At 71.9% G+C, this 24,227-nt stretch carries 24 protein-coding genes; 8 read left to right on the top strand and 16 right to left on the bottom strand.

Annotated elements, in window-relative coordinates:
* Positions 1-200 precede the first annotated feature (200 nt).
* Positions 201-2,273 carry an FUSC family protein gene (locus tag ACE1OC_RS19725; RefSeq protein WP_407838109.1) on the bottom strand — a complete coding sequence of 691 codons (2,073 nt, stop codon included), beginning with the start codon at positions 2,271-2,273 and terminating at the stop codon, positions 201-203.
* A gap of 93 nt (positions 2,274-2,366) precedes the next feature.
* Positions 2,367-3,194 (bottom strand): hypothetical protein, encoded by an 828-nt coding sequence (locus tag ACE1OC_RS19720; RefSeq protein ID WP_407838108.1) that lies wholly within the window; start codon positions 3,192-3,194, stop codon positions 2,367-2,369.
* A gap of 146 nt (positions 3,195-3,340) precedes the next feature.
* On the opposite strand from ACE1OC_RS19720, the gene ACE1OC_RS19715 reads away from it, so the two are divergent.
* The 3 genes from ACE1OC_RS19715 to ACE1OC_RS19705 all read left to right on the top strand — a co-directional run bounded on the left by ACE1OC_RS19715 (position 3,341) and on the right by ACE1OC_RS19705 (position 4,760).
* Complete coding sequence (locus ACE1OC_RS19715; RefSeq protein WP_351437482.1) at positions 3,341-3,814, top strand: RrF2 family transcriptional regulator; 474 nt, start codon at positions 3,341-3,343, stop codon at positions 3,812-3,814.
* Positions 3,815-3,868: 54 nt separating this feature from the next.
* Complete coding sequence (locus ACE1OC_RS19710; protein ID WP_407838107.1) at positions 3,869-4,267, top strand: RidA family protein; 399 nt, start codon at positions 3,869-3,871, stop codon at positions 4,265-4,267.
* A gap of 79 nt (positions 4,268-4,346) precedes the next feature.
* On the top strand, positions 4,347-4,760 hold the full coding sequence (locus ACE1OC_RS19705; protein ID WP_407838106.1) for a hypothetical protein: 414 nt from the start codon (positions 4,347-4,349) through the stop codon (positions 4,758-4,760).
* A gap of 67 nt (positions 4,761-4,827) precedes the next feature.
* On the opposite strand, the gene ACE1OC_RS19700 is transcribed toward ACE1OC_RS19705, so the two are convergent.
* The 7 genes from ACE1OC_RS19700 to ACE1OC_RS19670 all read right to left on the bottom strand — a co-directional run bounded on the left by ACE1OC_RS19700 (position 4,828) and on the right by ACE1OC_RS19670 (position 12,073).
* Positions 4,828-7,608 (bottom strand): PKD domain-containing protein, encoded by a 2,781-nt coding sequence (locus ACE1OC_RS19700; protein ID WP_407838105.1) that lies wholly within the window; start codon positions 7,606-7,608, stop codon positions 4,828-4,830.
* A gap of 261 nt (positions 7,609-7,869) precedes the next feature.
* Positions 7,870-8,049, bottom strand: a complete 180-nt coding sequence (locus tag ACE1OC_RS19695) for a hypothetical protein (RefSeq protein ID WP_407838104.1) — start codon at positions 8,047-8,049, stop codon at positions 7,870-7,872.
* A gap of 124 nt (positions 8,050-8,173) precedes the next feature.
* Complete coding sequence (locus ACE1OC_RS19690; RefSeq protein WP_351384803.1) at positions 8,174-8,509, bottom strand: hypothetical protein; 336 nt, start codon at positions 8,507-8,509, stop codon at positions 8,174-8,176.
* 197 nt (positions 8,510-8,706) lie between these two features.
* Complete coding sequence (locus ACE1OC_RS19685) at positions 8,707-9,408, bottom strand: hypothetical protein (RefSeq protein ID WP_407838103.1); 702 nt, start codon at positions 9,406-9,408, stop codon at positions 8,707-8,709.
* 373 nt (positions 9,409-9,781) lie between these two features.
* Positions 9,782-9,958 (bottom strand): hypothetical protein, encoded by a 177-nt coding sequence (locus ACE1OC_RS19680; RefSeq protein ID WP_407838102.1) that lies wholly within the window; start codon positions 9,956-9,958, stop codon positions 9,782-9,784.
* The gene (locus tag ACE1OC_RS19675; protein WP_407838101.1) at positions 9,955-10,806 is read right to left on the bottom strand and encodes a hypothetical protein; all 852 of its coding nucleotides are present in this window, start codon (positions 10,804-10,806) and stop codon (positions 9,955-9,957) included. The genes ACE1OC_RS19680 and ACE1OC_RS19675 overlap by 4 nt, the downstream gene beginning before the upstream one ends.
* 37 nt (positions 10,807-10,843) lie before the next feature.
* Positions 10,844-12,073 (bottom strand): 3-oxoacyl-[acyl-carrier-protein] synthase III C-terminal domain-containing protein, encoded by a 1,230-nt coding sequence (locus ACE1OC_RS19670; protein WP_407838100.1) that lies wholly within the window; start codon positions 12,071-12,073, stop codon positions 10,844-10,846.
* 146 nt (positions 12,074-12,219) lie between these two features.
* Here ACE1OC_RS19670 and ACE1OC_RS19665 point away from each other — a divergent pair, with 146 nt between their 5' ends.
* Positions 12,220-13,701 (top strand): hypothetical protein, encoded by a 1,482-nt coding sequence (locus ACE1OC_RS19665; protein WP_407838099.1) that lies wholly within the window; start codon positions 12,220-12,222, stop codon positions 13,699-13,701.
* Between the two features lie 98 nt (positions 13,702-13,799).
* On the opposite strand, the gene ACE1OC_RS19660 is transcribed toward ACE1OC_RS19665, so the two are convergent.
* Together ACE1OC_RS19660 and ACE1OC_RS19655 are read right to left on the bottom strand one after the other, a co-directional pair.
* Positions 13,800-14,351, bottom strand: a complete 552-nt coding sequence (locus tag ACE1OC_RS19660; protein WP_407838098.1) for a GNAT family N-acetyltransferase — start codon at positions 14,349-14,351, stop codon at positions 13,800-13,802.
* 42 nt (positions 14,352-14,393) lie between these two features.
* Positions 14,394-15,335, bottom strand: a complete 942-nt coding sequence (locus ACE1OC_RS19655) for an SMP-30/gluconolactonase/LRE family protein (RefSeq protein ID WP_407838097.1) — start codon at positions 15,333-15,335, stop codon at positions 14,394-14,396.
* A 246-nt stretch (positions 15,336-15,581) separates the two neighbouring features.
* On the opposite strand from ACE1OC_RS19655, the gene ACE1OC_RS19650 reads away from it, so the two are divergent.
* Positions 15,582-15,974, top strand: a complete 393-nt coding sequence (locus ACE1OC_RS19650; protein ID WP_407838096.1) for a GPI anchored serine-threonine rich family protein — start codon at positions 15,582-15,584, stop codon at positions 15,972-15,974.
* Here the strand turns inward: ACE1OC_RS19650 and kdpC are convergent.
* Genes kdpC through ACE1OC_RS19625 form a run of 5 tightly spaced genes read right to left on the bottom strand, consistent with a single transcriptional unit; the run spans position 15,964 to position 20,763 of the window.
* Positions 15,964-16,596 (bottom strand): potassium-transporting ATPase subunit KdpC, encoded by a 633-nt coding sequence (gene kdpC, locus ACE1OC_RS19645; protein WP_407838095.1) that lies wholly within the window; start codon positions 16,594-16,596, stop codon positions 15,964-15,966. The two genes, ACE1OC_RS19650 and kdpC, sit on opposite strands and share 11 nt — an antisense overlap.
* A gap of 36 nt (positions 16,597-16,632) precedes the next feature.
* Positions 16,633-18,744: a potassium-transporting ATPase subunit KdpB gene (gene kdpB / locus ACE1OC_RS19640; protein WP_407838094.1), complete on the bottom strand. Its 2,112-nt coding sequence runs from the start codon at positions 18,742-18,744 to the stop codon at positions 16,633-16,635.
* Positions 18,741-20,420 (bottom strand): potassium-transporting ATPase subunit KdpA, encoded by a 1,680-nt coding sequence (gene kdpA / locus ACE1OC_RS19635; protein ID WP_407838093.1) that lies wholly within the window; start codon positions 20,418-20,420, stop codon positions 18,741-18,743. The genes kdpB and kdpA overlap by 4 nt, the downstream gene beginning before the upstream one ends.
* A 5-nt stretch (positions 20,421-20,425) precedes the next feature.
* On the bottom strand, positions 20,426-20,515 hold the full coding sequence (gene kdpF, locus ACE1OC_RS19630; protein WP_215024204.1) for a K(+)-transporting ATPase subunit F: 90 nt from the start codon (positions 20,513-20,515) through the stop codon (positions 20,426-20,428).
* Positions 20,512-20,763 carry a hypothetical protein gene (locus tag ACE1OC_RS19625; protein ID WP_407838092.1) on the bottom strand — a complete coding sequence of 84 codons (252 nt, stop codon included), beginning with the start codon at positions 20,761-20,763 and terminating at the stop codon, positions 20,512-20,514. The genes kdpF and ACE1OC_RS19625 overlap by 4 nt, the downstream gene beginning before the upstream one ends.
* A 65-nt stretch (positions 20,764-20,828) precedes the next feature.
* On the opposite strand from ACE1OC_RS19625, the gene ACE1OC_RS19620 reads away from it, so the two are divergent.
* The 3 genes from ACE1OC_RS19620 (at position 20,829) to pucL (ending at position 24,217) form a co-directional block, all read left to right on the top strand.
* On the top strand, positions 20,829-21,581 hold the full coding sequence (locus ACE1OC_RS19620; protein WP_250750131.1) for an SDR family NAD(P)-dependent oxidoreductase: 753 nt from the start codon (positions 20,829-20,831) through the stop codon (positions 21,579-21,581).
* A gap of 65 nt (positions 21,582-21,646) precedes the next feature.
* A complete protein-coding gene (locus ACE1OC_RS19615) occupies positions 21,647-23,026 on the top strand; it encodes an aspartate aminotransferase family protein (RefSeq protein WP_407838091.1) in 1,380 nt (459 codons plus the stop codon).
* A gap of 273 nt (positions 23,027-23,299) precedes the next feature.
* On the top strand, positions 23,300-24,217 hold the full coding sequence (pucL, locus tag ACE1OC_RS19610; protein ID WP_243330865.1) for a factor-independent urate hydroxylase: 918 nt from the start codon (positions 23,300-23,302) through the stop codon (positions 24,215-24,217).
* Positions 24,218-24,227 lie beyond the last annotated feature (10 nt).

The raw sequence follows: 24,227 nt of genomic DNA, 5'->3' as shown, positions 1-24,227 counted from the left end.
GGGTCCATGGGTGCCGCGCGGCGCCGCTGCCAGGGGCTCCGCCCCCGGACCCCCGCGCCTCGAACGCCGGCGGGGCTGGATTTGGCCGGGGTCCATGGGTGCCGCGCGGCGCCGTTGCCAGGGGCTCCGACCCCGGGCCCCCGCGCCTCGAATGCCGGCGGGGGCTGGTTTTGGCCGGGCCTGGTGGGTGTGGACACCCCCTAGGGGGAGTCGGTGGGGTTGGCGATGGCTCTGGCTGCTGTGAGTTCCTGGCGGACCGGGGAGAGGACGGAGGCTTCATCGACGTCGGGGGGTGGGGTGGGGCGGAGCTGGGTGGGGGTGTCGGTGCGGCGGACGCCCTGGGCCAGGGCTCGGAGGTCTTCGGCGATCGCCTCGGCCTCCCCGGGGGCCGGGGGCTGCGCGCCGTGGTTGACCCGGACCCGTGCGGCCGTCGTCGCGTCGACGATCCGCTCGACGGCGACCACCAGCGGCCACCACACGGCGGCCCGTTCCCCGGTCGGCGGCGGCTCGGTCAGCGCCCGCTGGAACTCGCTGCGCACCCCGGACAGCTCCCGGTAGATGCGGCGGCGGGCCTGGAGCCGGGCGGTGCGGGCCGCCCGTTGGCCCGCGTCGGTGTCGGGGGCGGAGCCGAAGGCGCGCTCCACGTACCGGGCGGCGTCGTCCACCGCGTCGGCGAGCCTGTCGCCGAGCCGGGTGTGCCAGCTCTCGGGCCAGAGCAGGTACCCGGCGATCAGGGTGATGGCGCAGCCGATCAGGCTGTCGAGCAGCCGGGGCCGGACGAGGTCGAAGCCCTGGTGGTTGAGCAGGTCGGAGAGGAGCAGGATGACCGGGGTGATGGCCGCGGTCTGGAAGGCGTAGCCCTTGACCGAGAAGACCGGGATGAGGGCCGCCAGGACCACCATGACGGGGACGTCCCACCATCCCCGCGGCACTTCCGAGAGCACGGCGGCCGCGACGACGAGCCCGCCCGCGGTGCCCAGCGCGCGCAGCACGGCCCGGGAGAACACCGAGCCGAAGTCGGGCTTGAGGACGAAGGTGACCGTGAGGGCGACCCAGTAGGAGCGCTCGATCTCCACCACCGATACGAGCGACTGCGCCAGCCCGATGCACAGCGCGAGCCGCAGCCCGTACCGCCAGGAGGCCCCGGAGAACATCATGTCGCGCACCACCCGGCGGGCCCGGACCCGCAGCGCGGCGGGCCGGCCGAGCCGGTCGTCGACGTTGTGCATGTCCGGCTCGGCCAGCGGAACGATCGTCGCGGCGTGCCGCAGGGCCGCGTCGATGGCCCGCTCGGACTGGCCGTCGGGCGCGGGCAGGTCCAGTACGGGGATGTCCGTGCGGCCCTCCTCGACGGCCGTCGCCAGTTCCCGTACGGCCGCCGGGATCGCGGGGGAGAGGGGTCTGCGGCGCAGGTGCGCGGCGGGCGCGGCCTCGACGAGCGGGATCAGCACGTTCAGCTGGGCCAGCATCCGCACGAGCGAGGGGCTGTGGCCGTGCACCCGGGCCCGGCGGCCCAGCACCAGGTCGTAGGCGTGGTTCAGGGCCTGGGTGACCTGCTGGCGGCGTTCCTCGTACGCGGGTCCCGGTCCGCCCGCGGCCTCCAGGCTGTCGGCCAGGGCCCGGTAGGCGGCGGCGACGGCGGCCCGCTCCGGTTGCCGTCCGCGCAGGGGCCAGCCGAGCAGGGTCAGCAGGAGGACGAACAGGCCGCCGGCGCTCAGCAGCAGCGGAGCCGTCCACCAGGGACTGGGCATCGGCAGGCCGGCGCCGACCACGGCGTTCAGCAGGAGCAGCAGCCCGGAGACGGAGGCGACCGTGCCGATGGAGGAGATCATCCCGGAGACCAGGGCGATCAGGGTGAGGACGCCGACCGCGACCCAGCCGTGCCCGAAGACCAGGGTGCCCAGTGCGACGCCCACGGCGCCGAAGAACTGGGGCACGGCGATGTTCAGGATCCGCATCCGGTAGGCGTCCGCGGTGTCGCCGATGACCCCGGACAGGGCGCCCATCGAGACGAGTGCGCCGTACTCGGGCTCGTCGACGGCGAAGCCGACGGCCAGCGGCAGGGCCAGGGCGACGGCTGCGCGCAGCGCCGCGGCCCAGGGGATCGGCGCGGAGCTGGGCCGTAGCCCCTTCAGCAGCCAGGCGGGCGGTGCCAGCGGTCCGAACCGTCCGGCTGCCGTCGCCCCGGACCGTCCGGTCGGCCCGCGCTGTCCGGTCGGCCCGCGCCGTCCGGCCCGCCCGGGCGGTATGTCTTCGGTGCGTTCGGTGCTCATTCCCGCTTCCGTGCCGCCGCTCGTGAATCGGTTCTTCTGTGCTGCTCTAAGGATTCTTCTACGGATTTGCGTGCCAATCCGCCCGTTCCGAGCTTATGGGGTGCGGCGCAGTCGGCCGGTCAGCCAGGCGGCCAGCGCGGCGGCCAGTCCGACGGCCAGCACCACCCAGACGGTGGTGCGCAGGAACGCGGTGAGCGCGTCGTACACCGCTTCGGCGGCCGCCCGGTCGATGTCGGCCGGCAGGTCGTCCAGGGTGAGGCGGCGGCACAGGACCACGGCCGCCCACAACAGGAGGGCCCCGACGGCCAGCCCCAGGCCGGTGGCCAGGACGGCCCGGCGGCGCCGGACGGCGACGGCGATCGCGACCGCGGCCAGCACCACGGTGAGCACGGGGAGCCAGACCCCGGCGATCTGCAGCATGCGGAACCCCTTCCGGAGCGCGCCGAGGTTGTCGTACTCCATGACCTTCACCGAGAGGTGGGTTTCGGGGATGCGGTCGGCGAAGGGCACCCCGTTGTCGACGAGATCGCCCTTGACGCTGGCGATCACGGGCGCGAGATCGATGGTCACGGCGTTGCCGTCACCGGTGGTGAGTGCGTGGAAGAAGGCTCCGTGGGCGGCGCGGTTCGCCGCGTCCCAGGCGGTTTGGTAGGCCGGGGTGCCGACGAAGGAGCGCAGGGCCTCGCCGAGCAGGGCGTCGACCCCGCCCTGGAAGGGGCCGGCGTCGATCTGCCCGGAGAGCGCCCGGCCGGCCTGGGTGACGACGACGTTCTGCACGGCGGGATCCGAGGCGAGCGGGGACATCGCCGCGGTGTAGCGGTCGGCGCTGCCGAGTTCGTGGTCGGCCCAGTACGCGACGGCGCTCGCGGGCACCAGCAGAGCCACGAGCGCGATGAGTACCGCCGAGAGGAAGGTCCGCACGTCACCAGGGAATGGGGGCCGGGCGCGCGGCGCGAGCCGGGTTGCTGCGGGCGGGTGGTGCGGGCGGGAAGCCGGGCACGGGGTGCGGTGCGGGCGTGTTCCTCTTGCCGACAGTAATCTGGACATCTAATATCCAGATTATGAAGATGAGTGAGGGCGTCGAATGGGCCCTGCACAGCTGCCTCAACCTGGCCTGGAGCGGTGACGGCCGGGCGGTTTCGGCGGCCCGGCTGGCGGCCTGGCACGAGCTGCCCGCCGCGTACCTCAACAAGCAGCTCCAGGCACTGGCGCGGGCGGGCATCGTCAGCTCCACACCCGGCCCGCGGGGCGGCTTCCGCCTGGCCCGCCCGCTGGACTCGATCACGCTCATGGACGTGGTCGCCGCCGTCGAAGGGCCGGACGAGGCCTTCCGGTGCGCGGAGATCCGGCAGCAGGGCCCCGGCGGCGGCGAGGAGCCGCCCGCGGCCGACTGCGCCATCGCGCACGCGATGGGCCGGGCCGAGCTGGCCTGGCGCCGCGCACTGGCCGCGCAGACCCTCGACGAGATCCGGCAGCAGGCCGAACGGCAGGCCCCCGAGGCCCCCGAGCGGCTCCGCGCCTGGCTCGCCGCCGCCCGCTAGCCCCGTACCACTCATCGGACTTCGGACATCGGACAACTGACCCAGGAGCTTGGAATGACGCGCAGCATCACCAACCCGGCAGAACTCCACGACCCCACCGGCTACGGCTACAGCCACGTCGTCTCCGCGCCCGGGGAGCAGGTCTTCATAGCCGGCCAGTACGGATCCGACCCGACCGGCCACGTGGTCTCCGACGGGTTCGACGCCCAGGTCGGGCAGGCCTTCGCGAACCTCCGCACGGCCCTGGAGGCCGTTGGCCTCGGTCTCGGCGACGTGGTCCGCATCGGGACGTACGTCGTCGGGCACGACCAGGAGAAGCTGGAAGTGCTCCTCAAGCACCTGCACGCCGCCTGGGGCACCGAACTGCCCGCCCAGACGCTGATCGGCGTGGCCGCGCTCGCCCTGCCGGACATGCTCTTCGAGATCGACGCGGTGGCGGTACGGGCGGCCTAGGGGGCCTGGCCGCGGACTGCTCCGGTTGCCGGTCCCGGGTTGCGGGTGTGCCCTGGAGGATGGGAGAGAGGAGCCCGTCATGGCACATGCGGCACCCACCGCCCCCCGGGGGCACCGGCAGCAGGCGTCCGGTACGGCGGCCCACACGAGCAGGGCGGCCCTCGCGCGACCGCTGCTCATGGGACTGGTCTACGGCGTCTACGCCGCCTTCATGAAACGTCAGATGGGGCCCGTCGACGCGGGCAACGTCTTCTACGGGATCCTGTGCGGCGCGATCTTCGCCGCCTGCCTGATGGCCCTGGCCCGGATCGGCCCGCGGCTGGCGCAGGAGCCGCACGCGGCGGCGTACGGGATCTTCGCGGGCATCTCCTTCGGCTACCTGTACAGCCTGGCCGGCGAGTCCATCCTGAAGAGCTCGGGCCTGGGCCTGCTCGTCGGCGCGGGCGTCGGCGCGGCGGCCTTCTACCGCTACCACAGCCGCAGCACGACCTAGGAAGCCCGAAGCCCCGGCTCCCGCTCGTTGCGGGGGCCGGGGCTTCGGCGTAGGTGCCGTGAGGGCGTCAGCCGGTCGTGAAGTAGCCGAGGAGGTCGGTGATCACGTGGTTGGGGCCGCCGTGGCTGTTGAAGATGCTGACCCTGCCGCCGGGGCCGACGGGGGTCGTCACGTGGTTCGGGACCGTGCGGCCCGGGAGGGTGTTGAGGCTGCTCGCGGCCGGGACCCTGCCGCCGAAGGCGTAGGCCGTCAGGAAGCCCGGGGCGGTGGTGTCGGTCGCGGTGACGTTCAGGACCGCGCCCACGGAGTTGGCCGGGAGGCCGGACACCGTGGTGGCGGCGCCGGGGGCGACCTTGCCGGTGGTGCGGGTGTCGGCCAGGCGCTTGGGGACGACCGGGGTGAACAGCGCCTTGCCGTCCTTGCTGTAGTAGCCCACCACGTCGAGGACCAGATGGGTCGAGCCGGTGTTCGTGAACAGGGTGACGGTGCCGTTCGGGCCGACCGGGACGATGGCCTGGTTCGACTTGTCCTTGCCCGGCTCCACGTTCAGGTTCGACCCCTTGTGCGGCCGCCTCAACGGGTCCTGGAACACGCTGACGAACGCCTCCTGCGTCGCACCCGTACCGGTCAGGTTCACCGCGACCGCCTTGGCGTCCGCCGGGATCCCGTTCACGCCCGCGACCTTCACGCTGCGGCGCTTGTTGCCGCCGAGCGCGCCACCCGACGTGCGGGTGTCCAGGACCCGGGTCGGGGTGATCGGGGAGAAGCGGTTTCCGGCATTGGGCTGGTAGTAGCCGACGAAGTCCACGATGAGCGCGGCCTTGCCGGCGTTCAGCTGCGCCTTGACTTGGCCGTCGGCGCCGACCGGCACGGTGACCATGTTGGACGAGGTGCCGCCCGCGCGGACGTTCACGTTCGAGGTGGCCGGACGCGCCTGTTCCGAGGGCCACACCGAGAGGTGGGTGTCCTGGGTGGCATCGGTGACGGTCACGTTCAGGACGACGGTAGCCGCGGCTCCGGCCGGTATCCGCGACGCCAGGTGGACACCATCGAACACCGGCACGGTACTGGGGTACTCGTGACCGACTGAGGAGCGGTCCGTACGGGTGTCCAGCAGTCGCCACGGCTCGGCGGCCACGTACCCCGACGGGGCGTAGTCGACCTTTACGGACCGGGTCGCAGTGGACTCCACGCCCCGGACGTCCGTCACGGTGACCTTCACCTCGTACGTGCCGGGCTGCTTGTAGGTGTGTCTGGCGGTCCTGAGGCCGTTCCCGCCGCTCCACCCGTCACTCCCGGCAGACCTGCCGTCACCGTAGTCCACGTCCACCCACTTGACCCCCCACGGGGCGACGGTCCTGGAGGGGTCGACCCGGTAGGTCAGCGGCCGGAGGAGATGGTACCCACCGTGGTCCGGAGCCGGCAGGACCGGCGCGATGGTGAAGGCGGCGTCCAGCTCACCAGGGACGGTCACCCGGATCTTCTGTTCCTTGGTGACCTTCCTGCCGTTGCCGGCGGTAGCCGTCGTCTTGACCACGCACGCGCACGGTGAGGCGTAGACGTGCGTGACGGTGGCGTCGGCCGCGGCGCCCGGGCGGACGACGGCGGGCGCCGTCCCGTCGCCGAAGTCCACCGTGTGGGTCATCGTGGTGGGCCACTTGCTGTCCGAACCGGGCTTGAACGTCACCTTGGTGCCGGTCGGTGCCCAGGGATGGTCGATGTCCAACGTGGCGGCGGTGAGTCCGTCGTCGGTCTCGGTGGGGCCGCGGTCCAGGTAGCCGCCGTCCTTGCCGGTGTTGGGCACGCGCGGGTCGTCCGTGGCGGGGATCCCGTTCTTGTCGACGGGCAGGACGCCCGGCGCCGTCGCGTCGGCGGAGTCGATGGCCGGCGACTCGGGCCCGGAGAGACTTGCAGTCGTGGGGACCAGGATGTCGCGCGCGCCCTGGCCGCTGGCGGCCAGGAAGGCCGCCGCGGTCGGGTAGGTGGTGCCGGCCCACTGATAGGCGACCGTTGCGAAACCCTCCGAGCCCGCGATCAGGTTGTAGTCGGCGCGGGTGCCCGACGTCGCGCTCTTCGCCACGGAGAGCTGGGGGGTCGTGCAGGTGGTGTTGCCGGAGGCCGTGAGCACGTTGTTGAACACCGAGGTACCGGTCGAGGCGCCACTGACCGAGACGGTCTCCTCGCAGCCCCCGATGCCCTGGTCCTCGTCGGTGAAATTGTCGATGTGGTTGTTGGTGACGGTGGTTCCGGGCGCGTCCACCACGGAGAGCGGTCCCGAGCCCCGCAGGGTGTTGCGGCTGAAGACGGTGCGCTGGGCGCCGCCCCCGATCACGGCCTTGGCGAACGAGCTGCGGCTGACGCGCACGTCCGTGCTTCCCTTGCCGATGTCGAGGGAAGCACCGTCCCATTTCGGCTTCGGGAAGCCCTCCAGCGCGATGTCGTGGGAGTCGACGACGTCCACGCGCTCGCCCACCAGCAGCCCCTTGACCACGAGGTGAGAGGCTCCGCTGATGCTCAGCGTGTCGGCCTGGCTCTCGGGCCCCAGATCCATGTACGTGAAGACATAGGTGATCGGCTTGCCCGGCGCGCCCGAGCGGTCGATCGTGAGCTCCTCCTCTTGCTGGTAGGGAAGGTTGTCGACGTGCACCGTCTGCCCGGGCTTCGCCGCCTTGACCGCCGGGCCGAGCGTGCAGAACGGGAGGGCCTTCGTGCCGCTCCCGCTGTTCTCGCAGGGCATGGTGCTCGCCACGTACAGGTCGGTCGGGAGATCGGCGGCCGTGGCGGCCGGCATGCCGATGAAGGTGACCAGGCCTGCGGTGAGCAGGACCAGCGCACGACTGGGACGCAACGGGTGACTTCCTTCGACGAGACGAGTACATCGGTCAGTGCTGGGACCGCTCGTGCCGTCGGAAGGTTGTACGGAGCCGGGATGCTTCCGAGGGTCGGTACTTTCGGCCGGGCATATCCGGACAAAAGGCCGAGGTGGTGGGGTGGGTCGGTGGCTGAGACTGAATGAGGCGCCGGTTCCCGTGCTCCGTGGTCGAACCTCACGTGACCACTCTCCGTTGCCGAGGGCGCGGGAACCGGTGCCTCCTCATGTCCTGATGCCCTACGCGGCCGTGTCGTCTCCGGCCGGGTCCTCGGCGGTGGTCTGGGTGCCGGTCTGGGCGGTCTTGGCGGGCTCGGGTTCCTGGCGGCGGACCGGCGGGGCCGACGGAGCCGGCGGGGAGAAGCGGGAGGCTTCGGCGCGGAGCATGGCGTTCAGGGCGAGGTAGGGGTCGAAGGGCATGGCGGAACCTCACGGTGTTTCGGGGGTGTGGGGGGACGCGCGCCCAGGCACTCGGGGGCAGGGGGAGCTGCCGGGTGTGCCCGGTGTCGGGTGCGCGGTGCTGCTGCTCGGACGCCCGGTCCGGTCAGCAGCGCAGGACCACACTCCGTACCGCCCGCAGGGATGCCGCCGGTGCGGCGGGGCCCGCCGGGTGTGCGGCCGCCTCTTGGGGGCCGGACCGGGGAGGTTTCACGTGAAACACCGGCCGCTGCAGGCCCCGTACGCCGGGGACACCGCGCGCGGGAACCCGTACGGCCACCCGTACTTCGGGATCGCCCGCCGGATCGGCCGGTGCCTCCGTGGGCTCGGCCGGGGCGGTGGGGGCGGAGCGGGAGCCTTCGGCCGTCGCGGTGGACGGGCCGGCTCCGCCGACGCCGAAGAGGCACAGCAGCACGGCGCAGAGCACCGTCAGGACCGTCATCAGGGTCCTGTTCGGTGCCGTTCGCGTGTGCCGCGCATGCGGCATATGCGGCGTCCTGCTCATGCGGAGGGTGTGCCCCGACACGCGGGTCAACTCTCCCCCGGGACCGCAGCATCCCCCGACCGGGGGACGAAGACACCCCCCACGGCTGTCAGGTGGCCGCAAGGGGTGTCCGTCCTTCGGGGGCCGTGCGCGGGTCAGCGCAGGGTGCGGCGGTGGCCGGTGAGGCGGGCCAGGACGGCCGTTTCGCCGCTGATCAGGCGGAGTTGGGCCCGGCTGGAGGGCCCGCCCCGTCCGGAGATCCCGGGGGAGACCCGGGTCACGGTGAACACGGCCGTACGCCGGTCGGCGCGCGTCACCTCGATCGACTGGCCGCGCCGCAGTTCGCCGAGCCGCGGCAGGTCTCCGGAGACCACGGCGGTGCCGGCCGAGCCCGGGGCCGGGCCCGCGGAGTCCCACACGGCGCTGTCCTGGACGTGGGGCTTGGCGTCGGCGGCGCCGGCTTCGAGGTCCTCGGCGTACGGATGGCCCGGCCCGCCCGGATCCGCGCCCGGACCTGCGTCCGGCCCGGCGTCCGTCCCGCCGGCCGGGGTACCGGCCTTCAGCGGTACGTCCGTTCCGAGCGCCGGGATGACCAGGCGCAGCGGCGGCGAGGCCGGCAGGGCGGTGACCCCCGACCGCCCGGGCCGCCGGGCGCCCTTGCCGGTGGTGTGTCCGCCGGAGTGCTCCATCTGCCGGGCCAGCCGGCGAGGGCCGGACAGTCCCAGGACCCGCGAGGGCAGGGCGTCGCCCGCGGTCGGGGCGGTCGGCCGGCCGCCTTCGGTGGTGCGCAACACCCCTAGGCCGGTGCACAGCAGAGCCACCGTCAGTACGCCGACCACCCACTTGGCGCGGGGCATGGGAATCCCTCCTGGTCCGGCTCGGACGGCCGGTCCCGAGAGCAGTGGACCCTTCCCCGCCCCCCGGCTGCGCGCGAAACACGAAGAACTGACGTCGCGTCATCGCCGTGGCGCCCTCTCGCGAGCACGTCTTCGCAGATGGAGGCCGGTGGGCCGGGGCCGGACCGGGTGTGGAGGGCGTGCGCCCGAACGGGTGAGAACGTCAAGGGTGAACCTCGGGCGTGTCGGATCGGCGGCACGTTCTGCCACATGCGAAAACCTGTCAAACAGGACGATATGACGATCCGTCGACCGGAGTTGCGGGGCGGGTGCGGGCGGCTTGTCCTTGGATCATGAATGATCCATACGCATATGCCCTCGCCATGGGGCCCCATTACTTTCCGGCCCTCCCGACCCGGCCCGCCCCGGAATCCCCCGCGGGTGCGGACGCCGCCTTCGCCGTCGGCGTCCGGCCGTTGCCCAGGAAGCGCTCCGAGGCCGCCTCCCGCAGGGCGTCCGCCAGGCCGTCCACCACGCGCCGCTCCCGCCAGGGGCGCTCCGCCGCGCTCACACCCGCTCCGGGGTCCGGGCGGGGCGCCGGGCGGGAGGCAGGACGGGCGCCGCAGCCCGGGTGAGGTACCCGGCACCGAGCGGCGGGCCGTCCAGCGCGGTCGGGGCGGCCGCGGGCTGGAGCCCCGAGAGGCGCCGCAGCAGTCCGGGCGCCAGCTCCGGGCCGACCGCCCGGGCCAGTACCGAGGCCTCGGTGGGCTGCGCGTGCACCCAGCCGATGTGGCGCAGCCCCGACCAGCCCGGTTCCTCGGCGGCCTCCGCCAGGGCGCGGGCGGCGGGGGCCAGGGGCAGCAGCCTGACCGTGGCCGGTGCCCCCGGCTCAGGGTCCCCCGCCGGAGCCGGCCGGACGGACTCGGCGACCGCGAGCCGGGTGAAGGCCGGCCGGGGCAGCTCCGTGTGGTCGGCCAGGTCGCTGACGGTCGGGGCCAGGCAGTGCACCCCGGCCGGGAACCCGTCCCGTACGGCCGCGGCGGCGACCGCACGCCCGGCCGGACCCGCGTCCCCGACGGTGACCAGGTGGAACGCCGTACGCCTCTCCCCTCCGGAGGCGAGGGGCAGCAGCGCGGCCGCGGTGGCGGCGGGCTGTTCCACGCACCAGACGGCGTCGAAGCGGCCGACGGGTGCGGCGCCGGCCAGGACCTCGGCGCCCCGGCGCGCGTGGAGCCGGGCCGCGAGGAGGTCCACGTACTCGGGATACAGCCCGATCAGCGCGAGCTGACGGGCCAGCAGGAGCCTGCTCTGCCGTACGTCGCCGGCGGTGAGCAGGGTCAGGTGGTGGCCGCGGCCGAGCAGCTCGGCGGCGAGCCGGATGCCGGTGGGGCTGGCCGCCCCGGCGAGGGCGATGTGCACGGCGGTACTCGTTTCGAAGGAGGTGGGGCGCGTGCGTCTACGCGGTGGCTCGGGTGGGTTCGGTGGGTGTGGCGGTCTTGGCCGCGGCTGCGGCCGGGACCGGGGGCAGGGGTGTGGTGACGGTGACCTCGCCGGGGATTGCCACCCGTACGAGGAAGGCTCCGCGCTCCGGACCGGCGCCGATGACGGAGAAGCAGACGGAGTCGCCCGCCCCGACCAGGCCGTTGATCACGTCGGTGTAGAAGAGCACGGGGGTCGCCGATGTGACGAGGTTGCCGAGCTCGCGGGCGTGCGCGGGGGCCTTGAGGGTGTCCAGGCCGGCGAGCTGGTGGTAGTCCTCGACCAGGGCCGGGCCGGCCTGGTGCGTGTAGATCCGCCGGACCTCGTCCACGAAACCGGGGCGGTGGGCGTCCATGGTCTCCTGGTTCATCATCATGCCGCGCGAGTAATAGCGGGCCAGTTCCGGTCCGTTGAGTCCGAATGCGGACAGCTCGGCGGAGCCGGGAAAGCCCGGCGGGTGGGCGGCGCCGCCTCCGGGGTAATGGATGAGCGGATCGCTGAATCCGGGCTCGCCCCCGAAATCGAGGGAATCGCGCGAATAGAAACCGAGGCCGGCCTCGAAGCTGTCGTCCCGCTCGAATACCAGGGCGGTCGCGGCATCGGAGAACAGCGCCCCGGAGCACCACAGGGTGTGCGCGAAGGGATGCTCCCCGTCCGCGCCGCTGTACTGGGAAATGATGCCGTTCTCGTCGATTCCGATGGGGCTCGCGGCGTTGTACGAGATCACCAGCGCGCGCCGGGCCCCCGTCCGGGCCAGATGCGCGGCGACGCGGGAGAGGCCGCCGCAGCCGGCGCCGAGCTGGAAGGGGGGCACGCTGTCCGGGATGCGCAGGCGCCGCAGCAGGTTGAAGGCGTCCTGGTCGAGCATGATCTCGTACGGGGTGCACGTGGCCACGAAGACGGCGTCGATGTCCTCGGGCTCGGTGAGGGCGGACCGCAGTGCGGCGCGGGCGACGTCGGCGACGGTGTCGAGCGAGGCGAAACGCTCCCGGTCCCAGCTCTTGGAGGTGACCCCGAGTATGCGCTCGATATCGGTGCCGCTGATTTCCTTGCCGGCCCGCTTGCGGTGCGGGATGTGCGCGAGCCGGGCCCATTCCTCGACGGAGATGACCTCGCCGATCTGGGCGCCGACACCGGAAATCCGATAGGGGAACGGGTACGCGTACGCGGCGGGGGCGGGGGAATTGGCCGTTTCCGAGGCAGACATGCTTCTCCGGTCCGTCGAATCCGATGGGGACGGCTCCAGCGAACACCAGCAAGAGGGCGGGGAGAAGGGAATGCGGGGGGTGCAGTGGTGAAAGCGTTGAATAGGGGGTCCCGCTCCCGATGCCGGTCCCTCCCGGGGAGGGCGTCGTGAGCGGGCGGCGGGTCGCCAACGCCTGGCTCGGGGACCTGCTGGCCGAGGCGGGCTGGAGCGGGGCGGAGCTGGCGCGGGCCGTCAACGCCCTCGGGACCCTGCACGGGCTGGCCCTGCGCTACGACCGGACCGCCGTCGCGCACTGGCTGTCGGGCACCCGGCCGCGCCGGCCCGTGCCCGAGCTGATAGCGGCGGCGCTGACGGAGCGGTGCGGTCGCCTCGTCACCGTCGCCGAGGCGGGCCTCGGTGCGAGCCCGACGGGACCCGGCGTACGGACCGATCCCGGCGCGGCTGCGACCGAAGACGGGGGTGAGGGGCTGCTACGGCTCGCGCTGCAGGCCAGGGCGGACGTGGACCCGCACAGCAGGCCGCCGCTGCTGCGCAGCCCGTACCAGCCGGTGCCGGTGCCCGCGGCCGCGTGGGACCGGGAAGCGGAACCGGAAGCGGAACCCGATCCAGCGGCCGGCGGCCCCGGCGGGGGTATGCGTACGCGTACGGGCACCGGGCTCCCGGAGCTCGCCGCCCGGCGCCATCTCGCGGCGCACGCCGAGCAGTTGAGGGCCCTCGCGGTCAGCTTCTCGGGCCTCTACCTCACCCACGGCGGCGTCCACACCCGTGCGGCCCTGGCGGCCTGGCTGGCGCAGGACGCGGGCGCCTTCGCCGCCCGCCACACGGACGGCCCGGGGTCCGCCGCACGCGGCCGGGGGATGGCAGGGCAGGGGTGCGGGGTGCCGGAGGTGTGGCGCGGCTACGCTCAACTCGCGCACTTGCTCGGGGAGATGACGGCGGACGCCGGGTACCACGGGCTCGCGCAGGAGTACCACGGCATCGCCCTCGGGTTGGCCCGGCAGGCCGGGGACCGGCGGATGTACGCCATCACCCTGCGCGCGATGAGCGCGCACGCCGGCCGGCTCGGGCAGTCCGCGCACGCGGTACGGCTCGCCCGGACGGCGGTCGAGACCGCGCCCGCCGACGGGGAGCCCGGGACGCTGGCGTTCCTCCTGGTCCAGCGTGCGGCCGCGCACGCCCATGCCGGACAACGGTCGGCCGCCACCGCGGACTTGGCCGCCGCCGACCGGTTGCACGGGCGGCACGCGCTGAAGCCGTCCGAGGGGCCCTTCGACTCGTACGCCCGGGCCGACCTCGACTTCGCCCGGGCCCGCACCCACCTCGCCCTCGGCGAGTTCCCGGCCGCGGCCGACGCACTGGAACGGTCCCTGCGCGGCCGCGCGGCCGGCCAGCACCGGGCCACCGCGCTCACGCACGCCGCGCTCGCCGAGACGCTGCTGCGCCTCGGGCACCTCACCCGGGCGTGCGAGCACTGGCGGGCGTTCCTCACGGCCGCCCCGGCGGTGCAGTCGCGTGCGGTACGCGAGGCACTCGGCCGGCTGCTGCGCGACCTGACCCCGTACCGACGGATGCGGGAGGCGGTCCCGACCGTCGCGATGGCCCGGGCCCTGGCGGACCGGCTGCCGTGAGCGCGGCGGCCCACTCGGCAGCGGCGCCCACTCGGCGGCGGCGCCCGCTCAGGTCCGCGCCCGCTCAGCGCCCGCGCCCGCTCAGCGCCCGCGCCCGCTCAGCGCGGGTCGGCAGCCCGGCGGTAGCGGACCTCGGGTACCGGGAAGCCGTCCGACTCGTCGACGAGGACACCGCCGTCGGGGCGGAAGCCGGCGCGCTCGTAGAACCGGCGCGCCCGGGCGTTGCCTTCGAGCACCCACAGCCGTACCGCGGGGTAGGGCGCCCGGCGCAGCACCTCGGTCAGCAGGGCGCGGCCGACGCCGGTGCCGATGACGTCGGGCCGCGCGTACAGGGCGTACAGCTCGCCCTCGTCCGGCGCCGTGCCCTCGGGATCCGTGCCCTTGGCGGGCCCGAAGGCGGCCCACCCGACGACCGCGCCGTCGGGGCCCTCGGCCACGAGGTTGGTCACGGCGCCGGCCGGATCGGCGAAGGCGGCGCGCCGCTGTTCCGCGTACTCGGCGACGCCGAGCCCGTCCAGGTACGACTGCGGCATCAGCCCGGCGTAGGCGTACCGCCACCCGCTCACGCGCACGGCGGCGACGGCGTCGATGTCGGGCTCGGTCATCTCGCGTACGCGAGGGCGGGGTTCATCTGCGGCGGTGGCGTTCATCAGGGGAGTGTGCCAGCGCGGGCGCCGCCCGGCACCGGGATTTCAGGGCCTGCCGGAGCCGTCGAGCCAGGGCCTGCGTCCCGGTCCGGTCGGGTGGGTGCCGGTGACGGCCATGACCACCGAGTAGAGGCTGGTCTCGGCGGTGATGAAGAGCCGGTTGCGCTTGGCCCCGCCCCAGGCGATGTTGGACACCGTCTCGGGGACGGCGAGCCGACCGATCAGGGTACCGTCGGGGTCGTAGCAGTGCACGCCGTCGCTCATGGCGGCCGCCCAGAGCCGGCCGCCGGCGTCGAAGCGGAGGTTGTCGAAGCGGGCTCCCGGACGGGCCGCCGCGTCGGCGAAGACCGTGCCGTCCGAGAGGGTGCCGTCCTCGCGCACGTCGAAGACCCGGATGCGGCCGCCGCGGGTGTCGGAGACGAAGAGCTGCCGTTCGTCGGGGGAGAAGACGAGGCCGTTCGGGGCCTCGAAACAGTCGGCGACGAGGCGGACTTCACCGGTGCCGGGGTCGATGCGGTAGACGTTGTTGGAGCCGATCTCGCTCTCGGCGACGTAGCCCTCGTAGTCGCTGGTGATGCCGAAGTCCGGGTCCGAGAACCAGATCGAGCCGTCGGACCTGACCGCGGCGTCGTTCGGGCTGTTCAGGCGCTTGCCCTGCCAGCGGTCGGCCAGCACCGTGACCGTGCCGTCGTGCTCGGTCCGCGTCACCCGGCGGTTGCCCTGCTCGCAGGTGACCAGCCGGCCCTGCCCGTCGAGGGTGTTGCCGTTGGTGTGCCCGGCGCCCCGCCGGAAGACGGAGACGGCTCCGGTCTCCTCGTCCCAGCGGAGCATCCGGTCGTTGGGGATGTCGCTCCAGACCACCTGCCGCCATGCGGGTACGTAGACGGGCCCCTCGGCCCAGCGGCAGCCGGTGTGGAGGACCTCGAGCGCGTCGTCCCCGTTCATGCACCGTCCGGTCCGGAACCGGTCGTCGAACATCTCGTACATGAGATTCCCCCTCATCCTGCACGAACCACAAGAACCGAATCTCCTTCGGCTAAGAGGTCACGCTGCAATACTCCATATGGCTTCCACAACATCATTCCGAAGGAAGAGGTATGGATCACAGGGGTCGCCTCCCCGTCGGGGTGCGTCGGTACCGGCCGAAAGTACGAGGCGGAGCGGGGGGCGCGGCGGCCATTCTTCAAAGGGGAGCAAAGACCCCGGACCGGACGCACCCAGCGAAGGAGCACCATGTCAGCCTCCCCCTCCTCCCCGTCCTCCCTCAAGTCCCTCGTCCGGCGCGTCCTGCGGGGCCTGAACCGCCCCGCCGCCGCCGTGCTCCTGGAGTCGGAGAACCTCCTGGTGCACACCCCCGGGCCGGGCGCGGTCTGGCCGCGGGGCAGCAGGCAGGCCGTCGCCTGGTACGTGGTGGGCCCGGCCGGCGACGTGGTGGACATCGAGCTCGTCACGATGAACGGCATCCAGGCCCGGACGGAGGCCGTCCTCGCGACCGGCATCCAGACCCACCACACCGGCGCCACCGTGACGGTCCCCGACCTGGCCCCGGGCCGCTACCTCGTCCTGGTCACGTCCGCCTCGGGCGGGCTCGACGCCTACAGCCAGCCGGTCACCGTCACCGCTTGAGGTCCCGCAGGGCCGTGTTCAGTTCCAGGACGTTGACGCGCGGCTCGCCCATGAAGCCGAGGGCGCGGCCCTCGGTGTGGGCCTTCACCAGCTTCGCCACCTCCTCGACCGACAGGCCGTTGCGCTGTGCGACGCGGGCCGTCTGGAGCTCCGCGTAGGCCGGGGAGATGTCCGGGTCCAGGCCGGAGCCCGAGGAGGTCACCGCGTCCGCCGGGATCCGGTCGAGCCGCGGGGCGTAGCCCGGGACGGTGTTGTCGAGCAGGACCTTGGCCTTGGCCTCCTGCACGGACTTCAGCAGCTCCGGGCTGTCGGCCGCCTTGTTGGTGGCGCCGGAGACCTGCAGTTCGTACCGGGTGTTGACGGTGTTCTCGGCGAGTCCCGCCGCCGGGCGGCCCTGGAACCAGCGCAGGTCGTCCCCGTACGACTGGCCGATCAGGGAGGAGCCGACGACCTTGCCGCTCGCGTCCTCGACCTCGGAGCCGTTGGCCTTGTTGTTGAAGGCGGCCTGGGCGATGCCGGTGACGGCGAGCGGGTAGAGGACCCCGCACAGCACGGTGAGGACGAGGAGGGCGCGCAGCCCGGCGCCGAGCAGGCGGGCGGTGTTGCCTACGGAGTTGTTCATGGGGATCAACGTTCCTAAGTTCAGCAGAGCCCTGGTTCAGCGCAGGCCGGGGATGAGGGAGACGACCATGTCGATGAGCTTGATGCCGATGAACGGGGCGACCAGGCCGCCGAGTCCGTAGAGGGTGAGGTTGCGCCGGAGCATCTTGTCGGCGCTGGTGGGCCGGTACTGGACGCCCTTCAGGGCGAGCGGGACGAGGGCGATGATGACCAGCGCGTTGAAGATGACGGCGGAGAGGATCGCGGAGTCGGGTGAGTGCAGGCCCATGATGTTGAGCTTGTCCAGGCCCGGGTAGACCGCCGCGAACATGGCCGGGATGATCGCGAAGTATTTGGCGACGTCGTTGGCGATGGAGAAGGTGGTCAGTGCGCCGCGGGTGATCAGCAACTGCTTGCCGATCTCGACGATTTCGATGAGTTTGGTGGGGTTGGAGTCGAGGTCCACCATGTTCCCGGCCTCCTTGGCGGCCGAGGTGCCGGTGTTCATCGCGACGCCGACGTCGGCCTGAGCCAGAGCCGGGGCGTCGTTCGTACCGTCGCCGGTCATGGCGACGAGCTTTCCGCCGGCCTGCTCCCGCTTGATGAGGGCCATCTTGTCCTCGGGGGTGGCTTCCGCGAGGAAGTCGTCGACCCCGGCTTCCTCCGCGATGGCCTTCGCGGTCAGCGGGTTGTCACCCGTGATCATGATGGTCTTGATGCCCATGCGGCGCAGCTCGTCGAACCGCTCCCGCATGCCCTCCTTGACCACGTCCTTGAGGTGGATGACACCCAGGACCCGGGCGCCCTTCTCGTCCTCCAGCGCGACGAGCAGCGGGGTGCCCCCGGCGCCGGAGATCTCGTCCACCTTCGCCCGCGCGTCCGGGGCGACCGTACCGCCCTGTTCGCCGACCCAGGCGATGATCGAGCCGGCCGCCCCCTTGCGGACCTTGCGGCCGTCCACGTCGACGCCCGACATGCGGGTCTGGGCGGTGAAGGGGATCCATTCGGCGCCCACCAGTTCGCCCTGGTGGCGTTCGCGCAGGCCGTACTTCTCCTTCGCGAGGACCACGATGGAGCGGCCCTCGGGGGTCTCGTCGGCCAGCGAGGACAGCTGGGCGGCATCGGCCAGCTCGGCGGCGACGGCGCCGGTGACGGGGACGAACTCGGAGGCCTGGCGGTTGCCGAGGGTGATGGTGCCGGTCTTGTCGAGCAGCAGCGTGGAGACGTCACCGGCGGCCTCCACCGCACGGCCGCTCATCGCGAGGACGTTGCGCTGCACGAGCCGGTCCATGCCGGCGATGCCGATGGCGGAGAGCAGGGCGCCGATGGTGGTCGGGATGAGGCAGACCAGCAGCGCGGTCAGCACGATCATCGACTGTTTGGCGTGCGCGTACATCGCGAACGGCTGGAGGGTGACGACGGCCAGCAGGAAGACGATGGTCAGCGAGGCGAGCAGGATGTTGAGCGCGATCTCGTTCGGGGTCTTCTGCCGGGCCGCACCTTCGACCAGGTTGATCATGCGGTCGATGAAGGTCTCGCCGGGCTTCGTCGTGATCTTGATGACGATCCGGTCGGAGAGGACCTTGGTGCCGCCGGTGACGGCGGAGCGGTCGCCGCCGGACTCGCGGATGACAGGCGCCGATTCGCCGGTGATGGCGGATTCGTCGACGGAGGCCACACCCTCGACGACGTCGCCGTCGCCGGGGATGATGTCGCCGGCCTCGCAGACCACGAGGTCGCCGATACGGAGCTCCGTGCCGGGGACCTGTTCCTCGACGGCGCCGTTCAGGCGGCGGGCGACGGTGTCGGTCTTGGCCTTGCGCAGGGTGTCGGCCTGGGCCTTGCCGCGGCCCTCGGCCACCGCTTCGGCGAGGTTGGCGAAGATCGTGGTCAGCCACAGCCAGGCGGTGATCGCCCAGCCGAAGAGGTTGCCCGGGTCGGAGATCGCCAGCGCGGTGGTCAGTACGGAGCCGATCAGCACCACGAACATGACCGGCGACTTGACCATCACCCGGGGGTCGAGCTTGCGCACCGCGTCCGGGAAGGACTTCAGCAGCTGCTTCGGGTCGAAGATGCCGCCGCCGATCTTGGCCCTTTCGGGCTTGTGGCCGGTGGGCAGGTCCCCGTGCGGGGCTCGGGTGGGGGTGGCGGTGGGGGTGACGGTGCTCATGAGGCGAGCCCTTCGGCGAGCGGGCCCAGCGCCAGGGCCGGGAAGTAGGTGAGGCCCGTGACGATGACGATCGTGCCGACGAGCAGGAAGGTGAACAGCGGCTTTTCGGTGCGCAGGGTGCCCGCGGTGGCCGGGACCGGCTGCTGTTGGGCGAGCGAGCCGGCCAGGGCCAGGACGAAGACCATCGGCAGGAAGCGGCCGAGCAGCATGGCCAGACCGGTGGTCGTGTTGAACCACTGGGTGTTGGCGTTCAGCCCGGCGAAGGCGGAGCCGTTGTTGTTGCCGGCGGAGGTGTAGGCGTAGAGGACCTCGGAGAAGCCGTGCGCGCCGCCGTTGGACATCGAGTGTCCGGGGGTGGGCAGGGCCATCGCGAGGGCCGTGAAGCCGAGCACCACGGCCGGGGTGATGAGGATGTAGCAGGCGGCGAACTTGATCTGGCGGGTGCCGATCTTCTTGCCCAGGTACTCGGGGGTGCGGCCGACCATCAGGCCGGCGATGAACACCGCGATGATCGCCATGATCAGCATGCCGTAGAGGCCGGAGCCGACGCCGCCGGGTGCGATCTCGCCGAGCTGCATGCCCAGCAGCTGGATCCCGCCGCCGAGGCCGGTGTAGGAGGAGTGGAAGGAGTTGACCGCACCCGTGGAGGTCAGCGTCGTGGCGACCGAGAAGATCGCCGAGGCGCCGATGCCGAAGCGGGCCTCCTTGCCCTCCATCGCACCGCCCGCGGCCTGGAGCGCCGGGCCGTGGTGGCTGAATTCCGTCCACATCATCAGGGCGGTGAAACCGAGCCAGATGGTGACCATCGTGGCGAGGATCGCGTAGCCCTGGCGGACCGAGCCGATCATCCGGCCGAAGGTGCGGGTCAGTGCGAAGGGGATGAGCAGGATCAGGAAGATCTCGAAGAGGTTCGAGAAGGGGGTGGGGTTCTCGAAGGGGTGGGCGGAGTTGGCGTTGAAGTAACCGCCGCCGTTGGTGCCCAGCTCCTTGATGGCCTCCTGCGAGGCGACGGCCCCGCCGTTCCACTGCTGCTTCACGCCGAGGCTGTGCCCGTTTACGAACTGCCCGACCTCGTGGATGCCGGAGAAGTTCTGGATGACCCCGCAGGCCACCAGCACGACCGCGGCGATCGCCGCCAGCGGGAGCAGGATGCGGACGGTGCCGCGCACCAGGTCCGACCAGAAGTTGCCGAGCTCGCCGGTGCGGGAGCGCGCGAAGCCCCGTACGAGGGCCACCGCGACGGCCATGCCCACGGCGGCGGAGAGGAAGTTCTGCACGGCCAGGCCGCCGGTCTGCACGAGCGGGCCCATGGCCTGCTCACCGGCGTACGACTGCCAGTTCGTGTTCGACACGAAGGAGGCGGCCGTGTTGAAGGCCTGGTCCGGCTTGATGGAGACGAAGCCGAGGGAGCCGGGCAGGTGGCCCTGCAGGCGCTGGAGCAGGTAGAGGAAGAGGACGCTCACCGCCGAGAAGGCGAGGACCGAGCGCAGGTACGCCGGCCAGCGCATCTCGGCGTTCGGATTGGCGCCGACCGCCTTGTAGATCCACTTCTCGGGGGCGTAGTGCTTCTTCGAGGAGTAGACGCGGGCCATGTGGTCGCCCAGGGGGCGATAGGCGAGGGCCAGGGCCGCGACGAGCGCGAGCAGCTGGAGCACCCCGGCGAGGACGGGACTCATCGGCGCTAGAACCTCTCCGGGAAGACGAGGGCGACGACGAGGTAACCCAGCAGGGCGACGGCGACCAGCAGGCCGACAACGTTTTCGGCGTTCACAGCTTGGCCACCCCCTTGGCGACGAGGACCACCAGCGCGAAGACCGCGATCGTGGTGACGACGAAGGCCAGATCGGCCATCGTGAGCTCCCGGGTTGGAGGGCTTTTTTTCGGACACCTCTGAGTGGAACGCCTTTTCGGCCGCTCACAGGCCTCCTTGACGGGGCCCATACGCCCGCTGGCGCGGCCTTGACGGGTCCCTAACGCCGGTAGGTCAAATTCCGTATCCTGGAAATCCTTTTCCGTCATCCGGTATTAGCGTTATGCTCCGGCCGTCCGCACGCGGAAAGCCAACCCCTGCCAGGAGGAATGCCATGTCCGAGAGTCGTGTCGCCCTGATCACCGGTTCCTCCTCGGGCATCGGCGCCGGCATCGCCCGCAGGCTGGCCGCGGCCGGCATCCGCGTGGTCCTGAACTCGGCGCGCAGCGAGGACGCGGGCAAGGCGCTCGCCGCCGAACTGCCCGACGCGGTCTACGTACGGGGCGACGTCGCGGACGCCGACGACGCGCGGCGGATCGTCCGGACGGCGATCGACACGTACGGACGGCTCGACATCCTGGTCAACAACGCGGGCACCACCCGGTTCGTCCCCCTGGACGACCTGGAAGCGGCCGACGCCGCGGCCTGGCGCGAGATCTTCGAGGTCAACGTCGTCGGCACCTGGCAGATGATCACCGCCGCCGCCCCCCACCTGCGGGAATCCGGTGCGAATGGCACCCCGGGCTCGATCGTCAACATCTCCTCGGTCTCCGCGACCCGCGCGCTCGGCAGCTCGATCCCCTACGCCGTCAGCAAGGCCGCGGTCAACCACATGACCCGGCTGCTGGCCTCCCAGCTCGGACCCGCCGTCCGGGTGAACGCGATCGCACCCGGCCTGATCGACACCCCCTGGTACGAGGGCGAGGACCAGGTCTGGGAGAGCTCGCGGGAGTGGATCACGCAGAACACCCCGCTGCGCCGCGTGGGCACCCCCGAGGACGTGGCCGAGGCCGCCCTCTACCTGGTCGACGCCGCCTACACGACCGGCGACGTGCTCACCGTCGACGGCGGCCGGCACGTCGTCTGACACCCCCTAGCCCGCTCCCGGCCATCCCCACCGGATTCCACATCGTGGACAACTACCCTCGGAATATGAACGCAGAAGCCGACGCACGCGACGCCGCCGCACTGGCCGCCTCCACCAAGGCCACGGTGAAGGACAACGACCGCAGTCACGTCTTCCACTCCTGGTCGGCCCAAGAGCTCATCGACCCGCTCGCCGTGGCCGGTGCCGAGGGTTCCTACTTCTGGGACTACGACGGCAACCGCTTCCTCGACTTCTCCAGCGCCCTCGTCTACACGAACATCGGCTACCAGCACCCGAAGGTGGCCGCGGCCATCGCCGAGCAGGCCGGCAAGCTCTGCACCGTCGCGCCCGGCTTCGCCGTCGACGTGCGCTCCGAGGCCGCCCGGCTGATCGCCGAGCGCACCCCGGGCGACCTCGACAAGATCTTCTTCACCAACGCGGGCGCCGAGGCCGTGGAGAACGCCGTCCGCATGGCCCGGGTGCACACCGGCCGCCCCAAGGTGCTCTCCGCGTACCGCTCGTACCACGGGGCCACCTCCACCGCGATCAACCTCACCGGGGACGCTCGCCGCTTCGGCAACGACACCGCCACCGCGGGCGTCGTGCACTTCTGGGGCCCCTTCGCCTACCGCTCGCCCTTCTACGCGGCCACCCCCGCCGAGGAGTGCGAGCGCGCGCTGCGCCACCTGGAAGACACCATCGTCTTCGAGGGCCCGCAGTCCATCGCCGCGATCATCCTGGAGACCGTCGGCGGCGCCCCCGGCGTGCTCGTGCACCCTGACGGCTACCTGGCCGGGGTCCGCGCGCTCTGCGACCGCTTCGGCATCGTCTTCATCCTCGACGAGATCATGGTCGGCTTCGGCCGCACGGGTAAGTGGTTCGCTTCCGAGCACTGGGACGTCACCCCCGACCTCATCTGCTTCGCCAAGGGCGTGACCAGCGGATACATCCCCCTCGGCGGGGTCGCCATCTCGGCCGCCATCGCCGAGACCTTCGCCCGCCGGCCCTACCCGGGCGGGCTGACGTACTCCGGGCACGTGCTGGCCTGCGCCGCCGCCGTCGCGACGATCAACGTCATGGAGGAGGAGGGCATCGTCGAGCAGTCCGCCCGCACCGGCGCGGAGCTGCTCGGGCCGGGCCTCGCCGCCCTCGCCGAACGCCACCCGTCCGTCGGGGAGGTCCGCGGGCTCGGCACGTTCTGGGCCCTGGAGCTCGTACGGAACGAGGAGACGCGCGAGCCCCTGGTCCCGTACAACGCCGCCGGGGCCGACAACGCGCCGATGGCCGAGTTCGGGGCGGCCCTGAAGAAGGCCGGCCTGTGGCCGCTGCTCGCCGGGAACCGCATCCACGTCGCGCCGCCCTGCAACGTGTCGGCCGAGGACGTGGCCAAGGGGCTGCGGATCATCGACGAGGCCCTGACGGTGGCCGATGCGCACACCGTCTGACCTGCGCCGCTCATAAGGTCGCCCAAACCGTTGGTGCCTGTTCTCGGAGGATCCGCTCTCTTACGAACGGCATGTGAACGTGCTGGAATCAACAGGCACCTACGGACCGGGATGCACGTCAGTCCCGGGGCGGTCCACGTCTTTCTGAGATCCGTGATTTCTGAGATGCATGACCGAACGGCGGGGGGCGGGCTGCGCGTCCGCCGGACGCCGGGCGTACGGGATCCAGACAACCGGACTCCGTGTTCCCGAGTACCCGAAGGAAGACAGCGCATGAGCAAGCACATCCTCGCCCAGAACCAGTACGGCAAGGCCGAGAACCGCATCGTCAAGGTCACCCGCAAGGGCAGCGACGGTTCCTGGCACGAGATCCGCGACCTCAACGTCTCCGTCGCGCTCCGCGGTGAGTTCCGCGACGTCCACCTCACCGGTGACAACGCCAACTGCCTTCCCACGGACACCACCAAGAACACGGTGTACGCCTTCTCCAAGGAGCACGGCGTCGCCTCCCCCGAGGCCTTCGGCATCCTGCTCGCCAAGCACTTCGTCTCCTCCCAGGCCCCGATCCGCGAGGCGCAGATCCGCGTCGAGGAGTACGCCTGGGAGCGGATCCCGGTCCCGACGCGCAAGGAGCAGCACTCCTTCGCCCTCAAGGGCACCGAGGTGCGCACCGCGCAGATCACGTACAGCGAGACCACCGGTCTCCAGGTGATCTCGGGTCTGAAGGACCTGACCGTGATGAACTCGACCAACTCCGAGTTCCACGGCTTCATCAAGGACAAGTACACGACGCTGCAGGAGGCGTACGACCGCATCCTGGCGACCAAGGTCACCGCGCGCTGGGCGCACTCGGCGCTCGCCGCCGACGACGCCGAGTACGACTGGGACCAGTCGTACAAGAAGGTCCGCAAGAACATGCTGGAAGCCTTCGCGGAGACCTACTCGTACTCCCTGCAGCAGACCCTGAACCAGATGGCCGAGCGCGTGCTCGACAACTGCCCCAAGGTCAACGAGGTGCGCCTCAACCTCCCCAACAAGCACCACTTCCTCGTCGACCTGGAGCCCTTCGGCCTCAAGAACGACAACGAGGTCTACTTCGCGGCCGACCGCATGTACGGCCTCATCGAGGGCACCGTGCACCGCGACGGCGTGCAGCCGGTGATCGCGACGAGCGACTGGATCGTGGCGTAACGCCCGCTCC

The organism is Streptomyces stoeckheimensis (assembly GCF_045822005.1).
GTDB classification, from domain to species: Bacteria; Actinomycetota; Actinomycetes; order Streptomycetales; family Streptomycetaceae; genus Streptomyces; species Streptomyces stoeckheimensis.
This window is presented reverse-complemented; position numbering and strand designations above follow the sequence as displayed.